Origin of the sequence: Streptomyces sp. NPDC047085, from assembly GCF_040643735.1 — a bacterium.
Lineage (GTDB): Bacteria > Actinomycetota > Actinomycetes > Streptomycetales > Streptomycetaceae > Streptomyces.
Window position 1 is genome coordinate 1,052,410 of record NZ_JBEYUW010000001.1, and the last position, 23,892, is coordinate 1,076,301.

Annotated in this window: 20 protein-coding genes and 1 pseudogene; 12 read left to right on the top strand and 9 right to left on the bottom strand. The window is 71.2% G+C overall.

Annotated features, from left to right (window positions below; translation table 11 throughout):
• Positions 1–12: 12 nt before the first annotated feature.
• The 5 genes from ABZ865_RS04525 to ABZ865_RS04545 all read right to left on the bottom strand — a co-directional run bounded on the left by ABZ865_RS04525 (position 13) and on the right by ABZ865_RS04545 (position 5,612).
• On the bottom strand, positions 13–1,251 hold the full coding sequence (locus ABZ865_RS04525) for a branched-chain amino acid ABC transporter substrate-binding protein (protein WP_361223626.1): 1,239 nt from the start codon (positions 1,249–1,251) through the stop codon (positions 13–15).
• A 288-nt stretch (positions 1,252–1,539) separates the two neighbouring features.
• Complete coding sequence (locus ABZ865_RS04530) at positions 1,540–2,148, bottom strand: Tat pathway signal sequence domain protein (protein WP_361223629.1); 609 nt, start codon at positions 2,146–2,148, stop codon at positions 1,540–1,542.
• Entirely contained in the window at positions 2,145–2,645 is a 501-nt protein-coding gene (locus ABZ865_RS04535; RefSeq protein ID WP_361223632.1) for a hypothetical protein, read from the bottom strand. The genes ABZ865_RS04530 and ABZ865_RS04535 overlap by 4 nt, the downstream gene beginning before the upstream one ends.
• A gap of 169 nt (positions 2,646–2,814) precedes the next feature.
• Positions 2,815–3,279: a hotdog fold thioesterase gene (locus ABZ865_RS04540; RefSeq protein ID WP_361223635.1), complete on the bottom strand. Its 465-nt coding sequence runs from the start codon at positions 3,277–3,279 to the stop codon at positions 2,815–2,817.
• 53 nt (positions 3,280–3,332) lie between these two features.
• Complete coding sequence (locus tag ABZ865_RS04545; RefSeq protein ID WP_361223638.1) at positions 3,333–5,612, bottom strand: FdhF/YdeP family oxidoreductase; 2,280 nt, start codon at positions 5,610–5,612, stop codon at positions 3,333–3,335.
• A 383-nt stretch (positions 5,613–5,995) separates the two neighbouring features.
• Here ABZ865_RS04545 and polA point away from each other — a divergent pair, with 383 nt between their 5' ends.
• The 5 genes from polA (at position 5,996) to ABZ865_RS04570 (ending at position 12,876) form a co-directional block, all read left to right on the top strand.
• Entirely contained in the window at positions 5,996–8,719 is a 2,724-nt protein-coding gene (polA, locus tag ABZ865_RS04550) for a DNA polymerase I (RefSeq protein WP_361223641.1), read from the top strand.
• Positions 8,720–8,902: 183 nt separating this feature from the next.
• Complete coding sequence (locus ABZ865_RS04555; RefSeq protein ID WP_361223644.1) at positions 8,903–9,340, top strand: hypothetical protein; 438 nt, start codon at positions 8,903–8,905, stop codon at positions 9,338–9,340.
• A 426-nt stretch (positions 9,341–9,766) separates the two neighbouring features.
• Complete coding sequence (locus ABZ865_RS04560; protein ID WP_361223647.1) at positions 9,767–11,500, top strand: lytic transglycosylase domain-containing protein; 1,734 nt, start codon at positions 9,767–9,769, stop codon at positions 11,498–11,500.
• Between the two features lie 192 nt (positions 11,501–11,692).
• Positions 11,693–11,827: an SPW_0924 family protein gene (locus ABZ865_RS04565; protein WP_361223650.1), complete on the top strand. Its 135-nt coding sequence runs from the start codon at positions 11,693–11,695 to the stop codon at positions 11,825–11,827.
• Between the two features lie 56 nt (positions 11,828–11,883).
• Positions 11,884–12,876 (top strand): DUF3068 domain-containing protein, encoded by a 993-nt coding sequence (locus ABZ865_RS04570; protein WP_361223653.1) that lies wholly within the window; start codon positions 11,884–11,886, stop codon positions 12,874–12,876.
• On the opposite strand, the gene ABZ865_RS04575 is transcribed toward ABZ865_RS04570, so the two are convergent.
• Together ABZ865_RS04575 and ABZ865_RS04580 are read right to left on the bottom strand one after the other, a co-directional pair.
• The gene (locus tag ABZ865_RS04575; protein WP_361223655.1) at positions 12,866–15,505 is read right to left on the bottom strand and encodes an ATP-dependent helicase C-terminal domain-containing protein; all 2,640 of its coding nucleotides are present in this window, start codon (positions 15,503–15,505) and stop codon (positions 12,866–12,868) included. The genes ABZ865_RS04570 and ABZ865_RS04575 overlap by 11 nt on opposite strands.
• Before the next feature lie 89 nt (positions 15,506–15,594).
• On the bottom strand, positions 15,595–16,419 hold the full coding sequence (locus ABZ865_RS04580) for a class I SAM-dependent methyltransferase (RefSeq protein ID WP_361224388.1): 825 nt from the start codon (positions 16,417–16,419) through the stop codon (positions 15,595–15,597).
• Positions 16,420–16,818: 399 nt separating this feature from the next.
• On the opposite strand from ABZ865_RS04580, the gene rpsA reads away from it, so the two are divergent.
• On the top strand, positions 16,819–18,312 hold the full coding sequence (gene rpsA / locus ABZ865_RS04585) for a 30S ribosomal protein S1 (protein ID WP_361223658.1): 1,494 nt from the start codon (positions 16,819–16,821) through the stop codon (positions 18,310–18,312).
• Between the two features lie 82 nt (positions 18,313–18,394).
• On the opposite strand, the pseudogene ABZ865_RS04590 reads toward rpsA, so the two are convergent.
• Positions 18,395–18,754 (bottom strand): annotated as a pseudogene (locus ABZ865_RS04590) (sheath polysaccharide-degrading enzyme); the annotation flags it as partial.
• 168 nt (positions 18,755–18,922) lie between these two features.
• Between ABZ865_RS04590 and ABZ865_RS04595 the strand changes: the two are divergent.
• The 3 genes from ABZ865_RS04595 to ABZ865_RS04605 all read left to right on the top strand — a co-directional run bounded on the left by ABZ865_RS04595 (position 18,923) and on the right by ABZ865_RS04605 (position 20,987).
• The gene (locus ABZ865_RS04595; RefSeq protein ID WP_361223661.1) at positions 18,923–19,861 is read left to right on the top strand and encodes a PAC2 family protein; all 939 of its coding nucleotides are present in this window, start codon (positions 18,923–18,925) and stop codon (positions 19,859–19,861) included.
• A gap of 72 nt (positions 19,862–19,933) precedes the next feature.
• Positions 19,934–20,557, top strand: a complete 624-nt coding sequence (coaE, locus tag ABZ865_RS04600; protein WP_361223664.1) for a dephospho-CoA kinase — start codon at positions 19,934–19,936, stop codon at positions 20,555–20,557.
• Positions 20,558–20,606: 49 nt separating this feature from the next.
• Complete coding sequence (locus ABZ865_RS04605) at positions 20,607–20,987, top strand: tetratricopeptide repeat protein (RefSeq protein WP_361223667.1); 381 nt, start codon at positions 20,607–20,609, stop codon at positions 20,985–20,987.
• Positions 20,988–21,070: 83 nt separating this feature from the next.
• On the opposite strand, the gene ABZ865_RS04610 is transcribed toward ABZ865_RS04605, so the two are convergent.
• Positions 21,071–21,367: a DUF6343 family protein gene (locus tag ABZ865_RS04610; RefSeq protein ID WP_361223670.1), complete on the bottom strand. Its 297-nt coding sequence runs from the start codon at positions 21,365–21,367 to the stop codon at positions 21,071–21,073.
• A 76-nt stretch (positions 21,368–21,443) separates the two neighbouring features.
• Between ABZ865_RS04610 and ABZ865_RS04615 the strand changes: the two genes are divergently transcribed.
• From ABZ865_RS04615 to ABZ865_RS04625, 3 genes are all read left to right on the top strand, one after another.
• Positions 21,444–22,391, top strand: coding sequence for an acyltransferase domain-containing protein (locus tag ABZ865_RS04615; RefSeq protein WP_361223673.1), 948 nt, complete (start codon positions 21,444–21,446; stop codon positions 22,389–22,391).
• A 78-nt stretch (positions 22,392–22,469) separates the two neighbouring features.
• Complete coding sequence (locus ABZ865_RS04620; protein WP_361223676.1) at positions 22,470–23,165, top strand: class I SAM-dependent methyltransferase; 696 nt, start codon at positions 22,470–22,472, stop codon at positions 23,163–23,165.
• An 80-nt stretch (positions 23,166–23,245) separates the two neighbouring features.
• A complete protein-coding gene (locus ABZ865_RS04625; protein ID WP_361223679.1) occupies positions 23,246–23,692 on the top strand; it encodes a DoxX family protein in 447 nt (148 codons plus the stop codon).
• The last annotated feature ends 200 nt before the right edge of the window (positions 23,693–23,892 follow it).

Below are 23,892 nucleotides of genomic sequence, written 5' to 3' on the forward strand. Positions count from 1 at the left end.
TGCGGGTGTGGGTCAGCTGCCGTTGAAGGTGCCGGACTCCACAGCGCTCCAGGCACCGCTCTTGACGGAGTAGACGGTGAGCTGCTTGTTGGTCGCGTCACCGTACTCGTCGAAGGAGACCTTGCCGGTCACACCGTCGAAGGAGACGTTCTGCATGGCGGCGGTGACCTTCGCGCGGGCGTCGTCCGGCAGCTTGCCGCCGTTGTCGTCGACGACCTTCTTCACGGCCTCGATGATCGCCCAGGCCGAGTCGTAGGAGTAACCGCCGTACGCCGCGTACGCCTCCTTGTAGCCCGCCGCCTTGTAGTTGGCGACGAACTCCTTGGCGGAGTCGAGCGTCTCGACCGGCGCGCCGACCGAGGTGGCCAGGTCGCCGGTGCCGGAGGCGCCGGCCAGCTTGATGAAGTCGTCGGCGTAGATGCCGTCACCGCCGACCAGCGGGATCTTGGCGCCGGCGGCCTTGATCTGCTTGCTGAGCGGGCCGGCCTGCGGGTACTCGCCGCCGTAGTAGACCACCTGGGCACCGGAGTTCTTCACCTTGGTGGCGACCGCGGAGAAGTCCTTGGTGTCGGGGTTGATGTGCTCGGTGCCGACGATCTTGCCGCCGAGCTTCTTGAACTCGTCGGTGAACGTGCCGGCGAGGCCGGCGCCGTAGGTCTTCTTGTCGTCGATGACGAAGGCCTTGGTCTTCTTGGCCTTGTTGTAGACGTACTGGGCGGCGAACGGGCCCTGGATGGCGTCCGTGGTCGCGGTGCGGAAGTACGACTTGTACTGACGCGACTTCGAGGTGCGCCAGTTGGCGCCCTGGGTCAGGTCCGGGCTGGTGTTGGCCGGGGAGACCTCGACCAGCTTCGCGTCGTCGAAGACCTTCTGCATCGACTGGGCGACGGAGGAGTTCAGCGGACCGACCACGCCGAGCACCTCCTTCTCGCCGACGAACTTGGTGGCGTTCGTCTGGCCCGAGGAGGGCTGCGCCTGGTCGTCGAGGGCCTCGACCTTGAAGGTCACACCCTTGACGTAGTTCTTCTTGTTGGCCTGCTTGGCCGCGAGGTCCACGGAGTTCCGGATGCCCAGGCCCAGGGCGGACAGGTCGCCGGTCAGCGGGGCGTCGATGCCGATGGTGACGGTGGTGCCGCCGCCGTTGCCCGAGTCCGATCCCTTGTCGCCGCTGTCGCGCGAACCGCAGGCGGTGAGGGTGAGTGCACCCGCCGCCAGGGCGGCGGTGATGGCGATGAGAGAACGTTGACGCACGATCAGTCCTTTCCGATCGACAACCGCATCCCCGTGGAAACGGTCGAGTCGCGCGCCGGGCCGAAGTGAGAATCCGACTGCGCGGTGACTGGCCGTGACTCTAGGCGCGTGTGGGGAACGTGGAGGAGTGTCTGACCAATGCTGTGACGCTCTTGTTATGACACGAGGTAATGCAGAGCGGTACACCGTGGGGGGTACGCCGGAATTCGGGTCGATTCGCCCCGTCCGCATTGTGAGAACCCGCAGGACCCACCGTGATCCGTTCAGGTGTCTCAAGGGTTTTGGTGATTACGTGCCACTGTTGCTGCAGGCGACTTTCAAGGCGCGTGAGAGGTGCTGTGCGTAGCGGGAACCAAGGATGAAACTCTGAATCTGCATTGCGCGCGTATTACGTAGAGTTACCTCCAGGAAAGGCATCCCGGCGTCCTTCGGAACCTTTCCGCATTCCGTCACATGCATGGTTATGGTGATCTTGCGGGGAGCGCCTGCCTTTGTCCGGAAGGGGGCATGTGGCGCCGCGGACACCGCGAGACCGGCGTACGGCTGGGTCACCCGGGTCACGGTGACCGGCGGTCCCGACGCCACGCTCATCAGCACCTCGAAGCTGAAGCTGCGGGCCGGAGCGCCGGGCGCGGTGGCCCGCTCGCGCACGAACGACATCGCCACCACCTGTGCGGGGTACGGCACTTGGGGTGGTGGCGGTTGCTGCGGGCGGGTCCCGTAGAGATAGCCGCCGCCCGCGAGCAGGAGCGCGGCGGCCGCGAGGGCCAGGACGGCGCGGCGGTGGCGGGCGTACAGGGCCGAGAGCAGGGCGCGTCTTCGGCCGTGGGGCGCCTGTGGTGCGGTGTCCCACGCCCGCGTGCCCTCGCCGGGCTCCAGGGGGCCGATGCCGCTCACTGCCACGGGCCTCCGCTCGGTGTTCCGTTCCGGTACCGCTCGGTGCAGGCGCTGCGGGCCTGACGGTCGATCAACTTGTCGGCGGCAGCGTCCCCTTGGCGCCGCTCGGCGGCCCGCGCCGCGTCCACGACGTCCCGCAGGATCTCGTACTGTCCGTTGGACAGCCCCATGGACTGGTAGTCGCCGTAGGTGCCGCTGTCGAGCACCTCGCGCGACCAGTAGGCGACGACTCTCTCGCACAACTCCGCGTCGGAGGCGGGTGACACGGAGACGGGCGACGCGGAGGTGGGCGGCACGGAGGCGGGCGACGCGGAGGTGCGCGACATGGAGGCGGTGGCTGAGCCGCGGGCCGGGTGCGTGGGGTCGCCGGCTCCGCCCTCGTCACCCGGCCCGGCGTGGTCCGTCCCGCCGCAGCCGGCCGTCCACAGGAGTGCCGGCAGCGCCAGGCCGAGCACCAGGAGCCTCACCCCCGGCCGGGGGTCCCCACGCCGTCCCATGTGCCGAAGCTAAGGGGAGGGGCGGCGAGGGGGCAACGGGGCGGCGGGGACAACGGCGGCGGGGACGCTTCCGAGGGCCGGTCCGCCGGACCGGCCCTCATGCCCCTGCCCCTCGAGGCGCTATGCCCGTTGAGGCGCTATGCCTGTTGAGGCACTGCCCCTCGAGGCGCTAGTTGCCCGTCGGCGCGTCCCGCAGCAGGCAGGTCAGCCGGGCGCTGCACACCCGGCGGCCGTCCTCGTCGCTGATCACGATCTCGTACGTCGCCGTCGACCGGCCTCGGTGCACGGGCGTGGCCACACCGGTGACCAGCCCGGAGCGGACCCCGCGGTGGTGCGTGCAGTTCAGGTCCACACCGACGGCGATCTTCGAGGTGCCGCCGTGCAGCATGGAGCCGACCGAGCCCAGGGTCTCGGCGAGCACGGCCGAGGCGCCGCCGTGCAACAGCCCGTACGGCTGGGTGTTGCCCTCCACCGGCATCGTCCCGACGACCCGGTCCGCCGAGGCCTCCAGTATCTGCACGCCCATCCGCGTCCCGAGGTGCCCCGCCGAGAACAGCGCGGGCAGGTCGACGCCGAGGGCGGCGTACTCGTCGATGATCTCTTGAGGGAACTTCACTTGCTGCTGCTCGCCCATGGGGCCAGGCTCCGTTCTCGTCGATCGCTGGGTCCGGCTCGCTGAGCAAACGCTCAGTCGGTCGCCGATTGTTCCAGACGGACGACAACGGACTTGCTGGTCGGGGTGTTGCTGGTATCAGCGGTGGCGTCCAGCGGCACCAGCACGTTGGTCTCGGGGTAGTACGCCGCCGCACAGCCCCGGGCCGTCGGGTAGTGCACGACGCGGAAGCCGGGCGCCCGCCGCTCCACGCCGTCCTTCCACTCGCTCACCAGATCCACGTACGACCCGTCGGCGACCCCGAGCGTCCGCGCGTCCTCGGGGTGCACGAGCACCACCCGGCGGCCGTTCGTGATGCCCCGGTAGCGGTCGTCCAGGCCGTAGATCGTGGTGTTGTACTGGTCGTGGGAGCGCAGCGTCTGCAGCAGCAGCCGGCCCTCGGGCACCTTCGGGTGCTCGACCGGCGCCGCCGTGAAGTTCGCCTTGCCGGTGGCCGTCGGGAAGCGCCGCTCGTCGCGCGGCGCGTGCGCCAGCGTGAAGCCGCCGGGGCGGGCCACGCGCGCGTTGAAGTCCTCGAAACCGGGGATCACGCGCGCGATGCGGTCACGGATCGTCCCGTAGTCCTTCTCGAACTCCTCCCACGGCACGACGCTGTCCTCGCCGAGCACCCGGCGGGCCAGCCGGCACACGATCGCCGGCTCGGACAGCAGCTGTGGGCTCGCCGGCTCCAGCCGCCCGCGCGAGGCGTGCACCATGCCCATCGAGTCCTCGACGGTCACGAACTGCTCGCCGGATCCCTGCAGATCGCGCTCGGTACGGCCCAGCGTCGGCAGGATCAGCGCACGCGCGCCCGTGACGACGTGCGAGCGGTTGAGCTTGGTCGACACGTGCACGGTCAGCCGGGCCCGCCGCATGGCCGCCTCGGTCACCTCGGTGTCGGGGGAGGCAGAGACGAAGTTCCCGCCCATCGCGACGAACACCTTCGCCCGGCCGTCGCGCAGCGCGCGGATGGCCTGGACTGTGTCGAAGCCGTGCTCGCGCGGCGGCGCGAACCCGAACTCCTTCTCCAGCGCGTCCAGGAACGCCGGGGCCGGCTTCTCATAGATGCCCATCGTGCGGTCGCCCTGCACGTTCGAGTGACCGCGCACCGGGCACACGCCCGCGCCGGGGCGGCCGATGGCGCCACGCAGGAGCAGGAAGTTGACGATCTCCCGGATGGTCACGACGGCGTGCTTGTGCTGGGTGAGCCCCATGGCCCAGCAGACGATGGTCCGCTCGGAGGCCAGGATCATCTTCAGGGCGCGCTCGATCTCCGCGCGCGTGAGGCCGGTCGCCGTGAGCGTCTCGTCCCAGTCGGCGGCACGGGCGACGTCCGCGAACTCCTCGAAACCGTGGGTGTGCTCGCGCACGAACTCCTCGTCGACGGCTCCCTCCGTCTCCAGGATGAGCTTGTTGAAGAGCCGGAACAGGGCCTGGTCGCCGCCGATGCGGATCTGCAGGAACAGGTCCGTGAGCTCGACACCGCTGAGCATCCCCTGCGGGGTCTGCGGGTTCTTGAACCGCTGCAGGCCCGCCTCGGGCAGCGGGTTCACGCTGATGATCTTCGCGCCGGCCGCCTTGGCCTTCTCCAGCGTGGTGAGCATGCGCGGGTGGTTCGTGCCCGGGTTCTGGCCCGCGATGATGATCAGGTCGGCCTTGTAGATGTCCTCGAGCAGGACGCTGCCCTTGCCGACGCCGATCGTCTCGTTCAGCGCCGATCCGGACGATTCGTGGCACATGTTCGAGCAGTCGGGCAGGTTGTTCGTGCCCAGCTCGCGCGCGAACAGCTGGTACAGGAACGCGGCCTCGTTGCTGGTGCGGCCCGAGGTGTAGAAGAGGGCCTCGTCGGGGGAGCCGAGCGCGGCGATCTCCTCGGCGATGATGTCGAAGGCCCGCTCCCAGCTGACGGGCTCGTAGTGCTCGCCGCCTTCGGGCAGGTACATGGGGTGCGTGAGCCGCCCCTGCTGCCCCAGCCAGTACCCGCTCCGCCCGGCGAGCTCGTCGACCGAGTGCGCGGCGAAGAACTCCGGGGTGACCCGGCGCAGGGTGGCCTCCTCGGCCACCGCCTTGGCGCCGTTCTCGCAGAACTCCGCCTTGTGCCGGTGGTCCGGCTCCGGCCAGGCGCAGCCCGGGCAGTCGAAGCCGTTCTTCTGGTTCACGCTCAGCAGCGTCAGCATGGTGCGCTTCACGCCCATCTGCTGCTGGGCGACGCGCAGTGTCTGCCCGATGGCCGGCAGTCCCGCCGCAGCGTGCTTCGGCCCCCCGACCTGCGGCGCGTCCTGAACCGGATCGCCCTTGGGCGGCTTCGTTGCCATCGCCCGCTCTCCTTACGACTGCATGTGTGAGCTACATCTCCGATCCTCCCACGCCCAACCGACAACCCCCGAAACCACCTACAACTCCCACCACCCCCAACCACCTCAATCACCCCACGACCCACACCCCTCAACCCCACTCGCCCACCCTCTCCATGCGCCCGCCGCGTCCCCGCCGCCCCGCCTCGACCAGCCGCCCTCTATGTCCGCCGCAACGGCGATCAGCGCGGATGGCGCGGTCCGGCGGTGCCGAGCCGGCCGGTACCCGGTCCTCGGCCGACGGCGCGCTCGGCGGGTGCCCAGCCGGCCGGAACCCAGTCGTCGGCCGATCCGCCGGAGGCACGGCGCACGCGCTGTCAGTGCCGCGTGGCAGGATCGGGGGCGTGGCAGAGACAGCATCGAAGCAGACCGACAACAACACCGGCAGCCGCCCCCGGCTGATGCTCATGGACGGGCACTCACTGGCGTACCGCGCGTTCTTCGCGCTGCCCGCGGAGAACTTCACCACCGCGACCGGCCAGCCGACGAACGCGATCTACGGCTTCGCCTCGATGCTGGCCAACACCCTGCGTGACGAGGCGCCCACGCACTTCGCGGTGGCGTTCGACGTCTCCCGCAAGACCTGGCGCTCCGAGCAGTTCACCGAGTACAAGGCGAACCGTTCGAAGACCCCGGACGAGTTCAAGGGCCAGGTCGAGCTGATCGGCGAGCTGCTCGACGCGATGCACGCCCAGCGCTTCGCGGTGGAGGGCTTCGAGGCGGACGACGTCATCGCCACCCTCGCCACCCAGGCCGAGGCCGCGGGCTTCGAGGTGCTGATCGTCACCGGCGACCGTGACTCCTTCCAGCTGGTCACCGAGCACACGACCGTGCTGTACCCGACGAAGGGCGTCTCGGAGCTGACCCGGTTCACCCCGGAGAAGGTTTTCGAGAAGTACGGATTGACGCCCGCCCAGTACCCCGACTTCGCCGCCCTGCGCGGCGACCCGTCCGACAACCTCCCCGGCATCCCCGGCGTCGGCGAGAAGACCGCCGCGAAGTGGATCAACCAGTTCGGTTCCTTCGCCGAGCTGGTCGAGCGCGTCGACGAGGTCAAGGGCAAGGCCGGGCAGAACCTCCGCGACCACCTGGAGTCGGTCAAGCTCAACCGCCGCCTCACCGAGCTGGAGCGCCAGGTCGAGCTGCAGAAGACGGTCACCGACCTGGAGCGGGCCCCGTACGACCGCAAGGCCGTCGCGATGGTCCTGGACACCCTGGAGATCCGCAACCCGTCCCTGCGCGAGCGCCTCTTCGCCGTCGACCCCGGCGCGGAGGAGGCCGAGGCCACCCCGATCACCACCGACGGCGTGGAAGTGGACGGCAAGACCCTCGGCACCGGCGAGCTGGCCCCCTGGCTGGCCGAGCACGGCACCGGCACCCTCGGCGTCGCCACCCTCGACACCTGGGCGCTGGGCACCGGCTCCGTCGCCGAGGTCGCGCTCGCCGCGGCCGGGGGAGCGGCCGCCTGGTTCGACCCCTCCGAGCTGGACGAGGCCGACGAGAAGGCGTTCGCCGCCTGGCTCGCCGACGCCGCCCGGCCCAAGGTGTTCCACAACGCCAAGGGCGCCATGCGCGTCTTCGCCGAGCACGGCTGGAGCGTCGAGGGCGTCACCATGGACACCGCTCTCGCCGCCTACCTGGTCAAGCCGGGCCGCCGCTCCTTCGACCTGGACGCGCTGTCCCTGGAGTACCTGCACCGCGAGCTGGCCCCCGCCGCCGCGGCCGACGGCCAGCTCGCCTTCGGCGCGGACGACGGCGCCGAGGCCGAGGCCCTGATGATCAAGGCCCGCGCCGTCCTCGACCTGGGCGAGGCCTTCGAGGGGCGCCTCCAGGAGGTCGGTGCCGCCGAGCTGCTCCGGGACGTCGAGCTGCCCACCTCCGCCCTGCTCGCCCGCATGGAGCGCCACGGCATCGCGGCCGACCGCGCGCACCTCGAAGCGATGGAGCAGATGTTCGCGGGCGCCGTACAGCAGGCCGTGAAGGAGGCGCACGCGGCCGCCGGCCACGAGTTCAACCTGGGCTCCCCCAAGCAGCTCCAGGAAGTTCTCTTCGGCGAGCTGGCGCTGCCCAAGACCAAGAAGACCAAGACCGGCTACACCACCGACGCGGACGCCCTGGCCTGGCTCGCCGGCCAGACCGACAACGAACTGCCCGTGATCATGCTCCGCCACCGCGAGCAGGCGAAGCTGCGCGTCACCGTCGAGGGCCTGATCAAGACCATCGCCGGCGACGGCCGTATCCACACCACCTTCAACCAGACGGTCGCCGCGACCGGCCGCCTGTCCTCCACGGACCCGAACCTGCAGAACATCCCGGTCCGCACCGACGAGGGCCGCGCGATCCGCCGCGGCTTCGTGGTCGGCGAGGGCTTCGAGTCCCTGATGACCGCCGACTACAGCCAGATCGAGCTGCGCGTCATGGCCCACCTCTCGGAGGACGAGGGCCTGATCGAGGCGTTCACCTCCGGCGAGGACCTGCACACCACCGCGGCCTCCCAGGTGTTCGCCGTCGAGCCCACCGCGGTGGACGCGGAGATGCGCCGCAAGATCAAGGCGATGTCGTACGGCCTGGCGTACGGCCTCTCCGCCTTCGGCCTCTCCCAGCAGCTGAACATCGAGGCGGCCGAGGCACGCGCCCTGATGGACGCGTACTTCGAGCGCTTCGGCGGCGTGCGGGACTACCTGCGCCGGGCGGTCGACGAGGCCCGGGCGACGGGCTACACGGCGACGCTCTTCGGTCGCCGCCGCTACCTCCCCGACCTCAACAGCGACAACCGCCAGCGCCGCGAGGCGGCCGAACGCATGGCCCTCAACGCCCCCATCCAGGGCACGGCGGCCGACATCGTCAAGATCGCCATGCTCAACGTCGACCAGGCCCTGCGCGCGGCGGACCTCAGGTCCCGCATGCTCCTCCAGGTCCACGACGAAATCGTCCTGGAGATCGCCCCCGGCGAGCGCGCGGCCGCGGAGGAGATCGTCCGCCGGGAGATGGCCAACGCCGTCACCCTCCGTGCCCCCCTGGACGTCTCCGTGGGCGTGGGCCCGGACTGGGAATCGGCCGCCCACTAGCCTCCGGCAACCGGCGGAGGGGCGTTGTCACCGCCCGACCCGACAGCACCCCTCCGCCCCACCCGACAACACCCCTCCGCCACCCCCGACCCGCACACCCCCCACCGAACCCCCAGAGGGCGTTTCACTCACGTGGCCCCCGCCAAAACGCCCCCCGCCCCCCGCACCCGCAACACTGCGAGCATGGGTATACGCATGCTCCACCGCCGGACGCCCGAGGCGCACAACGGCACGACGGCCTGGGCGGACACCGCCTCGGCCCAGGGCACGCCCGCCTCGCCGGTCCCGCCCCTCGCGGCCGACGCAAGCACCGCCCGCATCCCCGCCGACCCGGCCGCGACCGTACGCAAGGCCGCGGCGGACCTCCGGCGCCGGCTCGCCGCCCGGACCCACCACGCCCCGGACTGGCGCGCGTGGACCGACCTGGCCCGCGGCTATCTCGCGCTACTGCTCGCGGCGATCCCGAAGGCGCGCCCCCGGCGCACCCTCACGGTCTTCGTCGCGTCTCTCGCCGAGCGCCCGTCCCACCCGGATCCGTCAGGCATCCAGGTCGACCGGGACAATCCGGACGGCCGGCATCCCTGGAGCCGTCCGCAACCTCGCCCGGACAGCGCGCCCTGATCCCGGCGGCGTACGAGAGCACCAACCTCCCGAATCGGTACGAGAGACCCAACCTCCCGAATCAATACGAGAGCACAAGCCTGCTGAATCAGCGTGAGCCCCCTGAATCGGCGTGATCCCTCCCGAATCGCCGGTCCGCCGCGTCGGCGAAGTCGCCGATCCCATCCGTCCCGTACGTGTGCGAGCATCCTGAGCCGACGCAAGGCAACGTCAGTTGGCCAACCGGTGAATACGGATGCGAACGGGTCCCTGCATCCAGCAACTTGTCGTAGGGTCACCTGGGTCGCCGTTCCGGGCGCGCGCTCGCACACATGTCTCACAGAGGCAAAGGCGGAACAGGGGCAACCAGAACACTGGGTCAACCGTCACACCAGAGGCAGACGGACGGAGAAGGACGTCAAGAACGTCCACGGGAGGGTTCACTCTATGGCGGCGCATTTCGGCAGGCGGCTGCGCAAGGGGGCGGCGACCACCGCCGTGGCAGCGGCGGCGGTCGCCGCTCTGTCCGCGTCCCAGGGCCCGGGAGCGGCCGGCGCGGACCACGGCAGCCAGGCCACCGGCGCGAGCGTCCCCGCATCGGACCCGGCCGCCGAGGACAACGCCACCGGCAACTCGCCGTACTACACGGACCTGCCGCCGCTGGAGAGCCCCAACCCCAGCCCGTCGCCCACCGTCGGCACGCCCGTCGCCCAGGGGCCCGCCGAGGCCGGCATCCCCGCGACGGTCCTCGACGCCTACAAGCGGGCCGAGATCGAACTGCGCGCCTCCAAGCCGGGCTGCAACCTGCCCTGGCAACTCCTCGCCGCCATCGGCAAGGTGGAGTCCGGCCAGGCCCGCGGCGGCCGCGTCGACGCCAACGGCACCACCCTGGGCCGGATCCTCGGGCCGCAGCTCGACGGCAACGGCTTCGCGCTCATCAAGGACACCGACCACGGCGCGTACGACGGCAACAGCCAGTACGACCAGGCCGTCGGCCCGATGCAGTTCATCCCGTCCACCTGGGCCTGGGCCGGCCGCGACGGCAACGGTGACGGCAAGGCGGACCCCAACAACGTCTACGACGCCGCGCTCGCCGCCGGCCACTACCTGTGCCGCAACGACTGGGACATGTCCACCACGCCCGGTCTGCACAGCGCGATCCTCAGCTACAACAACTCGCAGGACTACCTGAACCTGGTCCTCAACTGGCTGGAGTACTACCGCAAGGGCACCCACTCCGTGCCCGACGGCACCGGACCCGTGCCCCAGCACCGCAGCGACGACAACAAGAAGCACTCCAGCCCGCCGAAGCCGAAGCAGCCCAAGCCGCACCACTCGCAGAAGCCGGGCGGCGGCGGGCAGACCCCCGACCCGAAGCCGCCCAAGCCCCCGGTCCCGCCGGTCCCGCAGACCCCCTCCGACACCGTGGACCACCTGGAGGACACCGGCACCGCGCAGCTCACCGCGAGGGTCGGCGACACCTTCGGCCAGCGGATCGGCACCCGCGCCGAGACCAAGGCGGGGAAGGCCGTCGCCAAGGTCAGGATCCGGTTCACCATCACCGGTGACACCGACGCCACCTTCGTCGGCGGCGAGACCGTGGCCACGGTCGCCACCGACGACAAGGGCGTGGCGCTCGCGCCGGCGCTCAAGGCGGGCGAGAAGGCCGGCGACTTCACCGTCACCACCGCCGTCGTCGGCCACAAGGTCAAGACCGTCGACTACCCGGCCACCGTCACCGCGCGTGCCGCCGACACCCTGGCCCGCACCAGCGACACCCCGCTGACCTGCACCCCGGGCGGCGAGTTCGCCGACCAGGTCCAGGTGAAGGCCACGTACAAGGGCGCCGTCGCCGACGGGGTCGCGGCCACCGCCACCCTGATCAAGTCGCCCGACGACCCCGCCCAGAGCGACGCGGCCGCCCCCACCGAGAACGACAAGGGCCCCTACTTCAAGGGTCCCGACGGCAAGATCCTGCGCACCCTCACCGGTCTCCAGACCGACGACAAGGGACTGCTGACGTTGCCGAAGCTGTACGCGGACGACACCACCGGCACGTTCTTGCTCCGCATCACCACCACCGGCGGCGCGACCCTCACCGTCGAACTCACGGTCGCCGCGCCCGCCTCCTCGGCCACCCCCTCGACCAGCCCCAGCCCGAGCCCCTCCGCCTCCTCCTGACGGCACGGACGACAGGGAAACACGGACGACAGGGCCGACACCGCAGGGCCACAGGGCGCCCCCTCCGCCATGGAGGGGGCGCCCTCGTCCGTGTGCGCAACCTGTTCTCATCTCGGCCGCCCGTTGCTACGGTGCCTGCCGCCACACCTGACGATCCATCAGGAACCGTGACCCGTCCGCCGGGAGGCCCGCATGCGCGCCCTGATCGCCGCCGCGACCGGTCTCGCCCTCGCGCTCGCCCTGGTCCTGGCGATGACCGCCCTGGGCACCCCGACGGGCCGGACGTCCCCCAAACCGCTGCTGTCCACGGTGCCCGCGCACCCGTAGCCGTACCCGTACTCGCACCCGCACCCGTGCCGCGCCCGTCCCGGAGGGAGGCCGCCATGCGCCGCAAGGCAAGCCTGGTCCTGCTCGCCTGCGCCGTGTTCTGCGCGGCGCTGTCCCCCCTGCTGCGCTGGTACGCCTTCCCGCGCCTGGCCAGGATCCCCGCGAACCAGTACCAGGACATGGTCCTGGAGGCCAAGGACGCCACGCTCCTCGACTACGGCACCATGCGCGCGAAGACGGTCCCCAAGGTGACCATCGTGCAGACCCTCAAGGGCGACGTGGAGGCCGCCAAGAGGATCGAGAAGACGGCGGGGCGGCCCGTCGTCGTCTGGGACAGCCTGTCCTACGTCCAGGGCCCCGACGGCAAGATGGTCTCCCGCATCCCCGAGCGCTACATCTTCGACGCCCACAGCCAGGACCCCGTGCACGCCACCGGCGAGTCGGTCGACGGCGACCCGGTGAAGCGCGACGGCATCGAGTTCAAGTGGCCCTTCCTGACCCAGAAGCGCGACTACGAGTACTTCGACGCGCAGACCCGCACCACCAACCCCATCCACTACCAGGGCACCCGGAGCTTCCGCGGCCTGACGGTCTACTACTTCGAACAGACCATCCCCTGGACCAAGGTCCCCATGCCCAAGACCATGCCGGTCCAGGGCATCACCCCCGAGTCGGTCGCCAAGACCGGCACCACGCGCTGGTACACCACGGTCCGGAAGTTCTGGGTCGAACCGGTCACCGGAGCGCCCGTCTACGGCGAGGAGATCCACAAGGAGGAGCTGCGCGGCGGCACCCTGCTCGGTGGCCGCGCCAAGGTGACCGCGTTCGCCGGGCACGTGAAGATGCGCGAGGACTACATCGCCCACACGGTCGCCCTCGTCCAGCACAACCGCACCCTGGTCCTGATGCTGACCTCGTACATCCCCTGGGGCTCCCTGACCCTCGGCCTGCTGCTCCTCGCCCTCTCCCTCTACCTGGAGGCCCGCTCCCGCCGCCCGCAGGACCCGGAGCCGAGCCCGGCGGCGGACCCCGAACCGGTCAGCGCCTGAGCCGCGCGTTGGTGTGCCGGGTGGGCTCGGCGGAGGCCGGGTCCTCGGGCCACGGATGCTTCGGATAGCGCCCGCGCAGCTCCGCGCGGACGCCGCGGTATCCGTCCCGCCAGAAGGAGGCGAGGTCGGCCGTGACGGCGGCGGGCCGGCCGGCGGGGGAGAGCAGATGGACGAGCAGCGGAACGCCCGCCACCGCCGGCGTCTCCTGCAACCCGAACATCTCCTGCAGCTTCACCGCGAGCACGGGCCGCTCCGGGTCCCCGTAGTCGATCCGGATTCTGGACCCACTCGGTACGGTGATCCGCTCGGGCGCCAACTCGTCCAGTCGGGCGGCGTCCCCGCTCGCCCAGGGCAGCAGCCGCGCCAGCGCCTGCCCGGCGTCGATCCGCCCCAGATCGGTCCGACGGCGGGCCCTGCCCAGCTCCGGCTCCAGCCACTCGTCCACGCGCGCGTGCAGCGCCTCGTCCGACACGTCCGGCCACGGCTCCCCGAGGTGCGCCCGCAGAAACGCCAGCCGCTGCCGCAGCACCTCCGCGTCCGGCGACCACCGCAACAGCCCGAACCCCTCCTGCCGGAGCCCTTCGAGCAGGGCCCCGCGTACGAGCCCGGGAGCCGCGTCCGTCAACGGCCGTACGGCCAGCTCGACCGCGCCCAGCCGTTCCACCCGCCGGGCCACCACATCCCCGTCGGCCCAGTGCACCTCGTCCCGCTCGTCGAGGAGCGCCCCCGCGGCGGCCCGCGCCACGCCCTCGGTCACGGCAGCCCCGAGCAGCACGCGCGCGTGGCCCGTACGGGAGGGCCGATCGGCGACGGCGACGACGATCCAGGGAGCGCCTCGCAGCGCGGACCCCTCCGGCAGCTCGGCGCGGGTGCCGGACGCCATGAGATACGACCCACCGTCGAGCTTGGCCACCCGCTCGGGAAAGGCGAGCGACGCGACGAGCCCGACGCGCCGGTCGTCGTCCATGCCTGATCCGGCCTGCTCGGGGCCCTGCGTCTGACGGCCACGTGCTCCTGCGGGGCCGCCTGATCCGGCCTGCTCGGAGTCCGCCCGACGGCCACGTGTTCCGGCGAGGGCGCCTGGTCCGGCCTGTTCGGAGTCCTCTGCCCGCCGGTCACGAGCGGGCGGGTGGGAGAACTCCGAAGAGACCGCGGCCCCCAGCCGCCGCACCTCCGCGGCCCACCGCGCGGCGTAGGCGTCACCCCCACGCCGGGCCCGCCGCAGAGCAGCGGCAAGATCATCCCCGTAGTCCCGCGGCACTTCTTCGGAGAGCAGAGCGACGACCTCCGCGCCCTCACCGGCCGTGTCCAGCAAGGCTCGTCCCAGCCGGGGATGCACTCCGAGCCGGGACAGCCGCACACCGACCGGCGTCGCCCGGCCGGCGGAGTCCACCGCGCCCACGGCCGACAGAACCTCCCGTGCCGCCGCCATCGCCCCACCCGGCGGAGCATCGAGCAACGCCAGTCCGCGGGCGTCCGGATCGCCCCAGCAAGCCGCCTGCAAGGCGAACGCGGTCAGGTCGGCCAGCTTGATCTCCGGCGCCGGAAAAGCCGGCAGACGGGCATCCTCGGCCTCCGACCAGCACCGGTACACCACGCCCGGCGCCTCACGCCCGGCCCGCCCCGCCCGCTGCCTCCCGGCCGCGCGCGACGCCCGTACCGTCACCAGCCCGCTCAACCCGCGCGCGTGATCCACCCGGGGCTCCCGCGCCAGCCCGGAGTCGACCACCACCCGCACCCCGGGCACCGTCAGCGACGACTCGGCGACCGACGTCGCCAGCACCACCCGGCGCCGTTCCCCGGGCGCCAGCACCGCGTCCTGCACGGCGGCCGGCGCCCTCCCGTGCACCTGGAGCACGTCCACGGCACCCAGCTCCCCGAGCTGCCCGGCCACCCGCGCGATCTCGCCCACGCCGGGCAGGAAGCACAGCACGTCCCCCTCCCGCTCGGCCAGCGCCCGCCGCACCACCGCGGTCACGTGCGCGAGCAGCGCCGGATCCACCCGCATCCCGTGCGGCGGCCGTACCGGCCGTGCCGGAGGCGCCCACACCACCTGGACGGGGTGCGCGACGCCCGTCGCCTCGACCACCGGCGCGCCGCCCAGCAGCCGCGCCCACCCCTCCGCGTCGGTGGTCGCCGACGCGGCCACCAGCCGCAGCTCCGGCCGCAGCGCCTGCCGCACGTCCCACAGGAACGCGGCCACCGTGTCGGCGTCCAGATGCCGCTCATGACACTCGTCGAGCACGACGACGTCGACGCCCGCCAGCTCCTGGTCCCGTTGCAGCCGCTGCAGCAGCACACCCGTCGTCACGACCTCCACGCGCGCGTGCCGCCCCACGACCCGCTCGCCGCGCACCGTGTAGCCGACGCTCTCGCCGGTCCGCTCGCCCAGCAGCCACGCCATCCGCCGGGCCGCCGCCCGCGCCGCGATCCGCCGCGGCTCGGCCACCACGACCCGCCGCGCGGGCCCGCCGCCGACCAGCCCCGCCAGCACCAGCGGCACCAGCGTCGTCTTGCCGGTGCCGGGCGGCGCCACCAGCACGGCGGTGCCCTCCCCGTCCAGCGCTTCGGTCAGAGCGGGCACGGCGGAGCGCACGGGCAGCGCGTCCAGGGCGTCGTAACGGATCACTCCCCCAGTGTCGTACGACAGCGAAAGCGCCCCTCACGCGCGCGTACGCGTATGTACGCGTACGTATATGCAGTCGCTTATGCAGTCGCTCAGTCCCGCTCGCACACGAAGATCGCCGTGCCGGGGATCAGGTTCCCGCGCAGCGGGGACCAGCCGCCCCACTCCGAGGTGTTCCAGACCGGCCACTCCGGCTCCACCAGGTCCACCAGCCGGAAGCCGGACGCCACGATGTCCCGGACCCGGTCGCCGAGCGTCCTGTGGTGCTCCACGTAGACCGCGCGGCCCTGGTCGTCCTGCTCGACGTAGGGCGTGCGGTCGAAGTAGGACGCCGCCACCGACAGCCCCTCGGGGCCGGGCTCGTCCGGGAACGCCCAGCGGATCGGGTGCGTCACCGAGAAGACGAACCGGCCGCCCGGCCGCAGCACCCGGCGCACCTCCCGCAGCACCAGCCGTGGATCGGCCACGAACGGGAGCGCCCCGTACGCCGAGCACGCCAGGTCGAAGGAGCCGTCCGCGAAGGGCAGCGCGCCGGCGTCGGCGCAGACGAGGGGAAACGATCCGCCGATGCGCAGGGCGTGCTGCAGCTGGCGGTGCGAGAGGTCCAGCGCGACCGGACGGGCGCCCTGGGCGGCCAGCCAGCGCGAGCACTGCGCCGCGCCCGCGCCGATCTCCAGGACCTCCTTGCCCTTCAGGTCCTCCGGCGCGCCGAGCAGCTCGGCCTCCACCTCGTCCAGGCCCTCGGGGCCCCACACGAAGCGGTCGTCGCCGAGGAACGTGCCGTGGTCGATCTGGTACTCGTCCGCGTTGCGGTCCCACCAGCCCCGGTTGGCCCGGCTGCTCTCCGCCACGCCCGCGTCACGTCGGGTTGCTTCGGGCTCGAACCCCTCAGGGTCGAGCGGTTCAGGCTCTTGGATGATCGGCTCCCTCGTCGTACTCTTCCGTCCAACCCGCCGGGCGAGTGCCCGCCGGACGAGTGCCCGCCGGACGTGTGTCACGGAAGGGGTCCCGCAGCCCTGCGTGGCCTCCTGGGACGATTCTTGTGCCGGGTATGCGGCGATCCGCCCCGGGTGTGCGGCTTCGCGCATTGACCCTGCCCGGCCGCCCCCGTATGCTACAAGTTGCGCTGCGGGCCTGCGCTCCTCAGACGTAGCAGGCTGCGCTCGCATCTGTTGTATGTCCCCTCGGTTGTCGAGGCGCCATCACCAGTTTCTGGTGAGGCGCTTCCTTGGCTGTCCGGCTTCTGCAGAGCGAAACGGGCTCCCGGCGTAAGCAGTGCCTACGACTTCAATGTCCGTACCGGAGCCCTTTCCCACATGACGAGCAGCACCGAGACCACCGCCACCACCCCGCAGGTTGCGGTCAACGACATCGGTAACGAGGAAGCCTTCCTCGCCGCGATCGACGAGACGATCAAGTACTTCAACGACGGCGACATCGTCGACGGCGTCATCGTGAAGGTCGACCGGGACGAGGTCCTGCTCGACATCGGTTACAAGACCGAAGGTGTCATCCCGAGCCGCGAGCTCTCGATCAAGCACGACGTCGACCCGAACGAGGTCGTGGCCGTCGGCGACGAGATCGAGGCCCTGGTTCTCCAGAAGGAGGACAAGGAAGGCCGCCTGATCCTCTCGAAGAAGCGCGCCCAGTACGAGCGTGCCTGGGGCACCATCGAGAAGATCAAGGAAGAGGACGGCATCGTCACCGGTACCGTCATCGAGGTCGTCAAGGGTGGTCTCATCCTCGACATCGGCCTCCGCGGCTTCCTCCCGGCCTCCCTGGTCGAGATGCGCCGCGTCCGCGACCTCCAGCCCTACGTGGGCAAGGAGCTCGAGGCCAAGATCATCGAGCTGGACAAGAACCGCAACAACGTGGTCCTGTCCCGCCGTGCCTGGCTGGAGCAGACCCAGTCCGAGGTCCGCCAGACGTTCCTCACGACCCTCCAGAAGGGTCAGGTCCGCTCCGGCGTGGTCTCCTCGATCGTCAACTTCGGTGCCTTCGTGGACCTGGGTGGCGTCGACGGTCTGGTCCACGTCTCCGAGCTGTCCTGGAAGCACATCGACCACCCGTCCGAGGTCGTCGAGGTCGGCCAGGAGGTCACCGTCGAGGTTCTCGACGTCGACATGGACCGCGAGCGCGTCTCCCTGTCGCTGAAGGCGACCCAGGAAGACCCGTGGCAGCAGTTCGCCCGCACCCACCAGATCGGCCAGGTCGTGCCCGGCAAGGTCACGAAGCTGGTTCCGTTCGGTGCGTTCGTCCGCGTGGACGAGGGCATCGAGGGCCTGGTCCACATCTCCGAGCTGGCCGAGCGCCACGTGGAGATCCCGGAGCAGGTCGTCCAGGTCAACGACGAGATCTTCGTCAAGGTCATCGACATCGACCTCGAGCGTCGTCGCATCAGCCTCTCGCTGAAGCAGGCCAACGAGTCCTTCGGTGCCCACCCGGAGGAGGTCGAGTTCGACCCGACCCTCTACGGCATGGCCGCGTCCTACGACGACCAGGGCAACTACATCTACCCCGAGGGCTTCGACCCGGAGACCAACGACTGGCTGCCGGGCTACGAGAAGCAGCGCGAGGAGTGGGAGCGCCAGTACGCCGAGGCGCAGCAGCGCTTCGAGCAGCACCAGCAGCAGGTCATCAAGTCGCGCGAGGCGGACGCTGCCGCTGCCGCCGAGGGTGGCGGCGAGGCCGCCGCTCCGGCCGCGACCGGCGGTTCGTACTCCTCCGAGGGCGCGGACACCTCCGGTGCCCTGGCCTCGGACGAGGCGCTCGCCGCGCTGCGCGAGAAGCTGGCGGGCGGCCAGAGCTGAGCGCCAGCCGCTGGGCTTAGCTGATAGCCACTGAGGGGCCGCACCTTTCGAGGTGCGGCCCCTCGGAGTTTCCGGGCACTTCTCAGGAAGTGACCGGGACGTTGGTCAGGCCCTTGCCGCCCGTCACGGTGTTGCTGCTGTAGACCGTTGTCCCGCGGCTCGTGCCGTAGTAGTTGGTCACGTCGATCGCCAGCTGGGTGGAGCCGGCGGCGCCGGTCAGAGTCGACGTGTTGTTCCGGAAGACCGTGCCGCAGCCTCAGCCGGACTGCTGGGTGTGGGTCTGGTAGCCGTCGTTGACGTCGTTGCCCTTCACGTCGACCCAGGAGTCGTCGTAGTTGGCGCCGGTCAGGCCGCTGCCGTCGAAGGTGTTGCCGATGATCCGCGCGCCGGTCGTGCCCTCCTTGATGTCGACGTTCTCGCCGCCGACGTCGGGGCCGATCGTGTACGTGAACAATGGCTGTGCATGTGAACATCGGTCCTTGCGAAGGTACGGACCAGTTGACGGGGCGTCAAGATGCGCGGAGCGAGATGCCTGATCAGCGGCGGGGCGCGGGAATGCCCATCGTCCAGAGCGCGTTGTGACCTAGGAACACGAGGAGGAGCGGTCACAGTGCTTGATCCGCAGGGTTTGTACGCATGGGAGCCGAAGGGCCTGGCCGTCGTCGACATGGCGCTCGCCCAGGAGTCGGCCGGTCTTGTCATGCTCTACCACTTCGACGGATACATCGACGCGGGGGAGACCGGCGACCAGATCGTCGAACGGCTCCTCGACTCACTGCCCCACCAGGTCGTGGCCCGTTTCGACCACGACCGGCTCGTCGACTACCGGGCCCGGCGCCCGCTGCTGACCTTCAAGCGGAACCGCTGGACCGACTACGAGGTGCCCTCCATCGAGGTCCTCCTCGTCCAGGACGCCACCGGCGCCCCCTTCCTGCTGCTGTCCGGTCCCGAACCGGACGTGGAGTGGGAGCGGTTCGCGGCGGCCGTACGGCAGATCGTGGAGCGGCTCGGCGTCCGCCTGTCCGTGAACTTCCACGGCATCCCCATGGGCGTCCCCCACACCCGCCCCGTGGGCCTCACCCCGCACGGCAACCGCACCGACCTCGTCCCGGGCCACCGCAGCCCCTTCGACGAGGCACAGGTGCCCGGCAGCGCCGAGTCGCTCGTGGAGTACCGCCTCATGGAGGCCGGCCACGACGTCCTGGGCGTCGCCGCGCACGTTCCCCACTACATCGCCCGCTCCCCGTACCCCGACGCGGCGCTGACCGTCCTGGAGGCCATGACGGCCGCCACCGGACTCGTCCTTCCGGGCGTCGCGCACTCCCTGCGCACGGAAGCGCACCGCACGCAGACCGAGATCGACCGGCAGATTCAGGAGGGCGACGAGGAGCTGACCTCGCTCGTCCAGGGCCTGGAGCACCAGTACGACGCCGCCGCCGGCGCCGAGACCCGGGGCAACATGCTCGCCGAGCCGGTCGACATCCCGTCCGCCGACGAGATCGGGCGCGAGTTCGAGCGGTTCCTGGCGGAGCGGGAGGGCGAGAACTAGGCGGTCGTCCGCCGGCTACCAGTCGGCTACCAAGGGGTGGCCCTGTCAGTGGCAGGGCCTAAGCTTCCGCTCATGTTGAAAGTGGGCCTGACCGGTGGCATCGGCGCCGGCAAGAGCGAGGTGTCCCGGCTGCTCGTGGAGCACGGGGCCGTGCTGATCGACGCGGACCGCATCGCGCGCGAGGTCGTGGCGCCCGGAACCCCCGGCCTCGCCGCCGTCGTCGAGGCCTTCGGCGAGGAGATCCTCGCCCCGGACGGGAGCCTGGACCGGCCCCGGCTCGGCTCCGTCGTCTTCGCCGACCCCGCGAAGCTCGCCGTCCTCAACTCGATCGTGCATCCCCTGGTGGGCGCCCGCTCCCGCGAACTGGAGAGCGCCGCCGCCCCCGACGCCGTCGTGGTCCACGACGTCCCGCTCCTCACCGAGAACAACCTGGCACCGCTGTACGACCTGGTGATCGTCGTCGACGCGAGCCCCGAGACCCAGCTCGACCGGCTGGTCCGGCTCCGCGGCATGACGGAGGAGGACGCACGCGCGCGCATGGCCGCGCAGGCGACCCGCGAGCAGCGCCGGCAGATCGCGGACATCGTGATCGACAACGACGTACCCCTGGACGAGCTGAAGAAGCGCGTGGCGGAGGTGTGGGACGACCTCGTACGGCAGGCGGGCGAGGCCCACGACGGCCGGGGCGCGGAATAGCAGGCCCCGTACTGGCGTTGAAATACCGCAGCGAGGGAAGGATTTCGCCGTGCCCGAGACCAGCGGTTCGACCGGACGTACTCCGGAGACGCATGTCATCGACTTTCGCGCCGCCGAGCAGCTGCTCAATGCGCGGGATCCGCGGGGCGCGGTGAAGCTGCTCGACGAAGTGATCGCCGCGCACCCCGAGAGCACCGCGGCCCGCCTGCTCCGCGCGCGTGCCTTCTTCGCGGCCGCTCAACTGCGGCCCGCCGAACTCGAGTTCACCATCGTGCTGGAGCGCGAGCCGGACAACGCGTTCGCGCACTTCGCGCTCGCCCGCACCTACGAGCGCCAGGGCAGGTCCCACCAGGCCAGGCGCCACTTCCGGCTGGCCGCCGCGCTGGACCCCAACCCGGAGTACCTGAAGGCGGCCCACTTCGACTCCTGAGCGTCGGCGGTTTCGCCAGAGGCGCCGCCGAGCCTCAGGGCAGGCGTGCCGTCCCCGTCAGGGACGGTGGTCGGCGCGCCCCCTCAGGGGTGGCGGTGCCGGGGCGTCCGGGGGTAGGGGGGTCCGGTGTCCGGCGGCGGGTACGGCGGCACGTCCCGGCCCGGCTGATAGTGCGGGCCCTGCCGGATGTGCCGCAGGATCATGGTCATGTCGATCGTGGCCACCAGCCACAGCACGCCGCACGCGGCCGCCCAGCCCGGGCGTCCGACGAGCGCGAACGCCGCCGTACCGAAGATCGCCCAGGCCAGTCCCCAGACGCTCAGCCACAACCGGGCCCGCAGCGCACTGCGCGCGGTCGCCGGTTCACTGCCCGTACGCATCGGATCTCCACTCCTCACTGCAACGTACTCTTCGTCCGGGACGTTCATCAACGACGTGCGCCGGAGGGGACACGCGGTGCTGCCGGACGCCGACGACCTGCCCGAACTGCTCCTCGACCTGGCCGTGCCGCACGAGGACATCAACGAACTGGTCGCGCTGCGGCGCACGGTCGCGGGTGATCCGGGCGTGCTGGGACTGCTCGCCGAGTGCGCCGAGGAGCTGCTGCGGGACCCGGCGGAGACGGGCCGCACGCCGGATCTCGAGGAACGGTTCGCCTCGCCGCCCGCCGCCCTGGGCGGCGCCTTCGCCGTGTTCGTCTTCCTCGCCGCGCTCCCGCACACGCTCGCTCTGCACCGGGAACGCGGCATCCCCTCCGAGATCTCCCGGCGCACGCTCGCCGACCTGGGCCGGAACATGGCGGTGCACCGCAGACGGCACGGCACGGCCGGGGTGCAGGCGCGGCGCTGGCTCGTCCGGCACTTCCGCGGCGAGCTGTACCAGCTGGGGCGGCTGCAGTTCGAGCGGGCGCGGCTGGGGCAGCGCTCAGCCTCGGCGATCCGCGCCGCCGGCCTGGACGCGGCGCCCGGCACGCCCTGCCTGAACCTGCACATCCCCGACTTCCACGGTCCGCTGACGCCCTCCGCCTGCGACCGCTCCCTGGAGCTGGCCCGGGAGTTCTTCGCCCTGCACTTCCCGGAAGAGCACCTCGTGGCCGCGCTGTGCCATTCCTGGCTGCTCGACCCGCAGTTGAAGCGGTACCTGCCGGCGGAGTCCAACATCATCCGGTTCCAGGGGCGGTTCCGGGTCGCCCGCGAGGACACCGAACCGGCCGACACCGAGCCCGTCCAGTTCGTCTTCGGGGACCCGGACCTGCCCCTCGCCGAGCTGCCGCGACGCACGTCCGTGGAGCGAGCCGTCGGCGATCATCTGCGGGCGGGCGGCCACTGGTACATCGGGCATGGCTGGTTCCCGCTCGGGATGGATGACTCCGGCTCGGGCAGAGGGTTCCCGCTCCGGGGGTGAATAGCTCGAAGTGGTGAACCGGGTCCGGGCGGGAACGGGCGTGCGGAGGCCGTCCGTTGTTCGGGCATGACGGTCGAAATGCGTGAGGGATACGAGGGAACGGGACCCGGTGCGATCACCCCGGACGGCTGCGCGGTCGAGCTGTACGCCCGGCTTCCGGTGGGAGACGAGCCGGACGTCATCGCCGCTGCCGTGCCCGCCGGGGCGCACATCCTGGAGCTGGGCAGCGGAGTGGGCCGGGTGACCCACCCCCTGCTGGAGCGCGGCTTCACGGTCACCGCGGTCGACGAGTCCGCGGAGATGCTCGGCCGCGTCCGCGGGGCGCGCACGATATGCGGTCCGATCGAGGACCTGGACCTGGGCGAGCGGTTCGACGTGGTCATGCTCGCGTCGTTCCTCGTCCACGCCGGTGACGTCGAGGTGCGCCGGGGCATGCTGCGCACCTGCGCCCGGCACGTGGCGGAGGGCGGCTGCGTGCTCATCCAGCGGGAGGGAGCGGACTATCACGCGAAGGTGCCGAGGGAGCGGGTCGACCCGAGCGGTTTCACCGTGCGGATCGTGTCGTCGGAGCCGGTCGGCGACGGGGTGAACTCGGTGCGGGCCGAGTATGTGTTCCCGGACGCGGTCTGGACGCAGACGTTCCGGAGCCGGCCGTTGACGAAGGAGCAGTTCGAGGAAGCGCTGGCGGAGGCGGGACTGGAGGTGGACACGTATCTGACCCCGGACGGGATCTGGGTGAGGGCGATTCCGGTGACGTGCGCGCGATTCCGGTGACGTGCGCGCGATGAGTTCTCGGGGCCCGGCCGGTCTATCTCGGTGACACCAACCGGGACCGCTTCACCCAGGAGAACCCCATGTCCGAGACCACCGCCCCCGTGACGTCCGCCGCGTCCTCCCCGACCACCCGCGGCCGCGTCGCCCGGATCGCCCTGCGCACGGTGCAGGTGCTGCTCGCCCTCTTCTACGCGATCGCGAGCGCGCTGCCCAAGCTCATCGCGCATCCCTCGGCCGTCGAGTCCTTCGACAAGATCGGCTGGGGCAGCGCGGGCATGTACATCATCGGCGCGCTCGAACTGGCCGGAGGGATCGCGCTGTTGGTGCCGGTCCTGCAGTCCGTCGCGGCGCTGGCGCTGAGCGCGCTCATGGTGGGAGCGTTCATCGTTCAGCTCACCGTCTTCGACGGCCAGTACGCGGCCACCCCACTGATCCTCATCGTGCCGCTCGCGCTGATCGCCTGGGCCCGGCGCGGCCACAACGCGGACCTGCTGCGACTGGTCCGCCACGGAGGACGCCGGGCGTGACCCGCGCGGAACACCGCGGGCGACGCCGACCGGGTCACGGGGGCTCGGTCGGCGTCGCCGGTGTGCGTCTGGGTTCGGTCGCCGTTGTGCGTCTGCGTTCGGTCGCCGGTATGCGGCTGTGTTGGGTCGGTGTCGCGGGTGTGCGGCTGGGTTCGGTCGGTGTCGCGGGTGTGCGGCTGGGCTGAGAGCGGCCGGCGTCA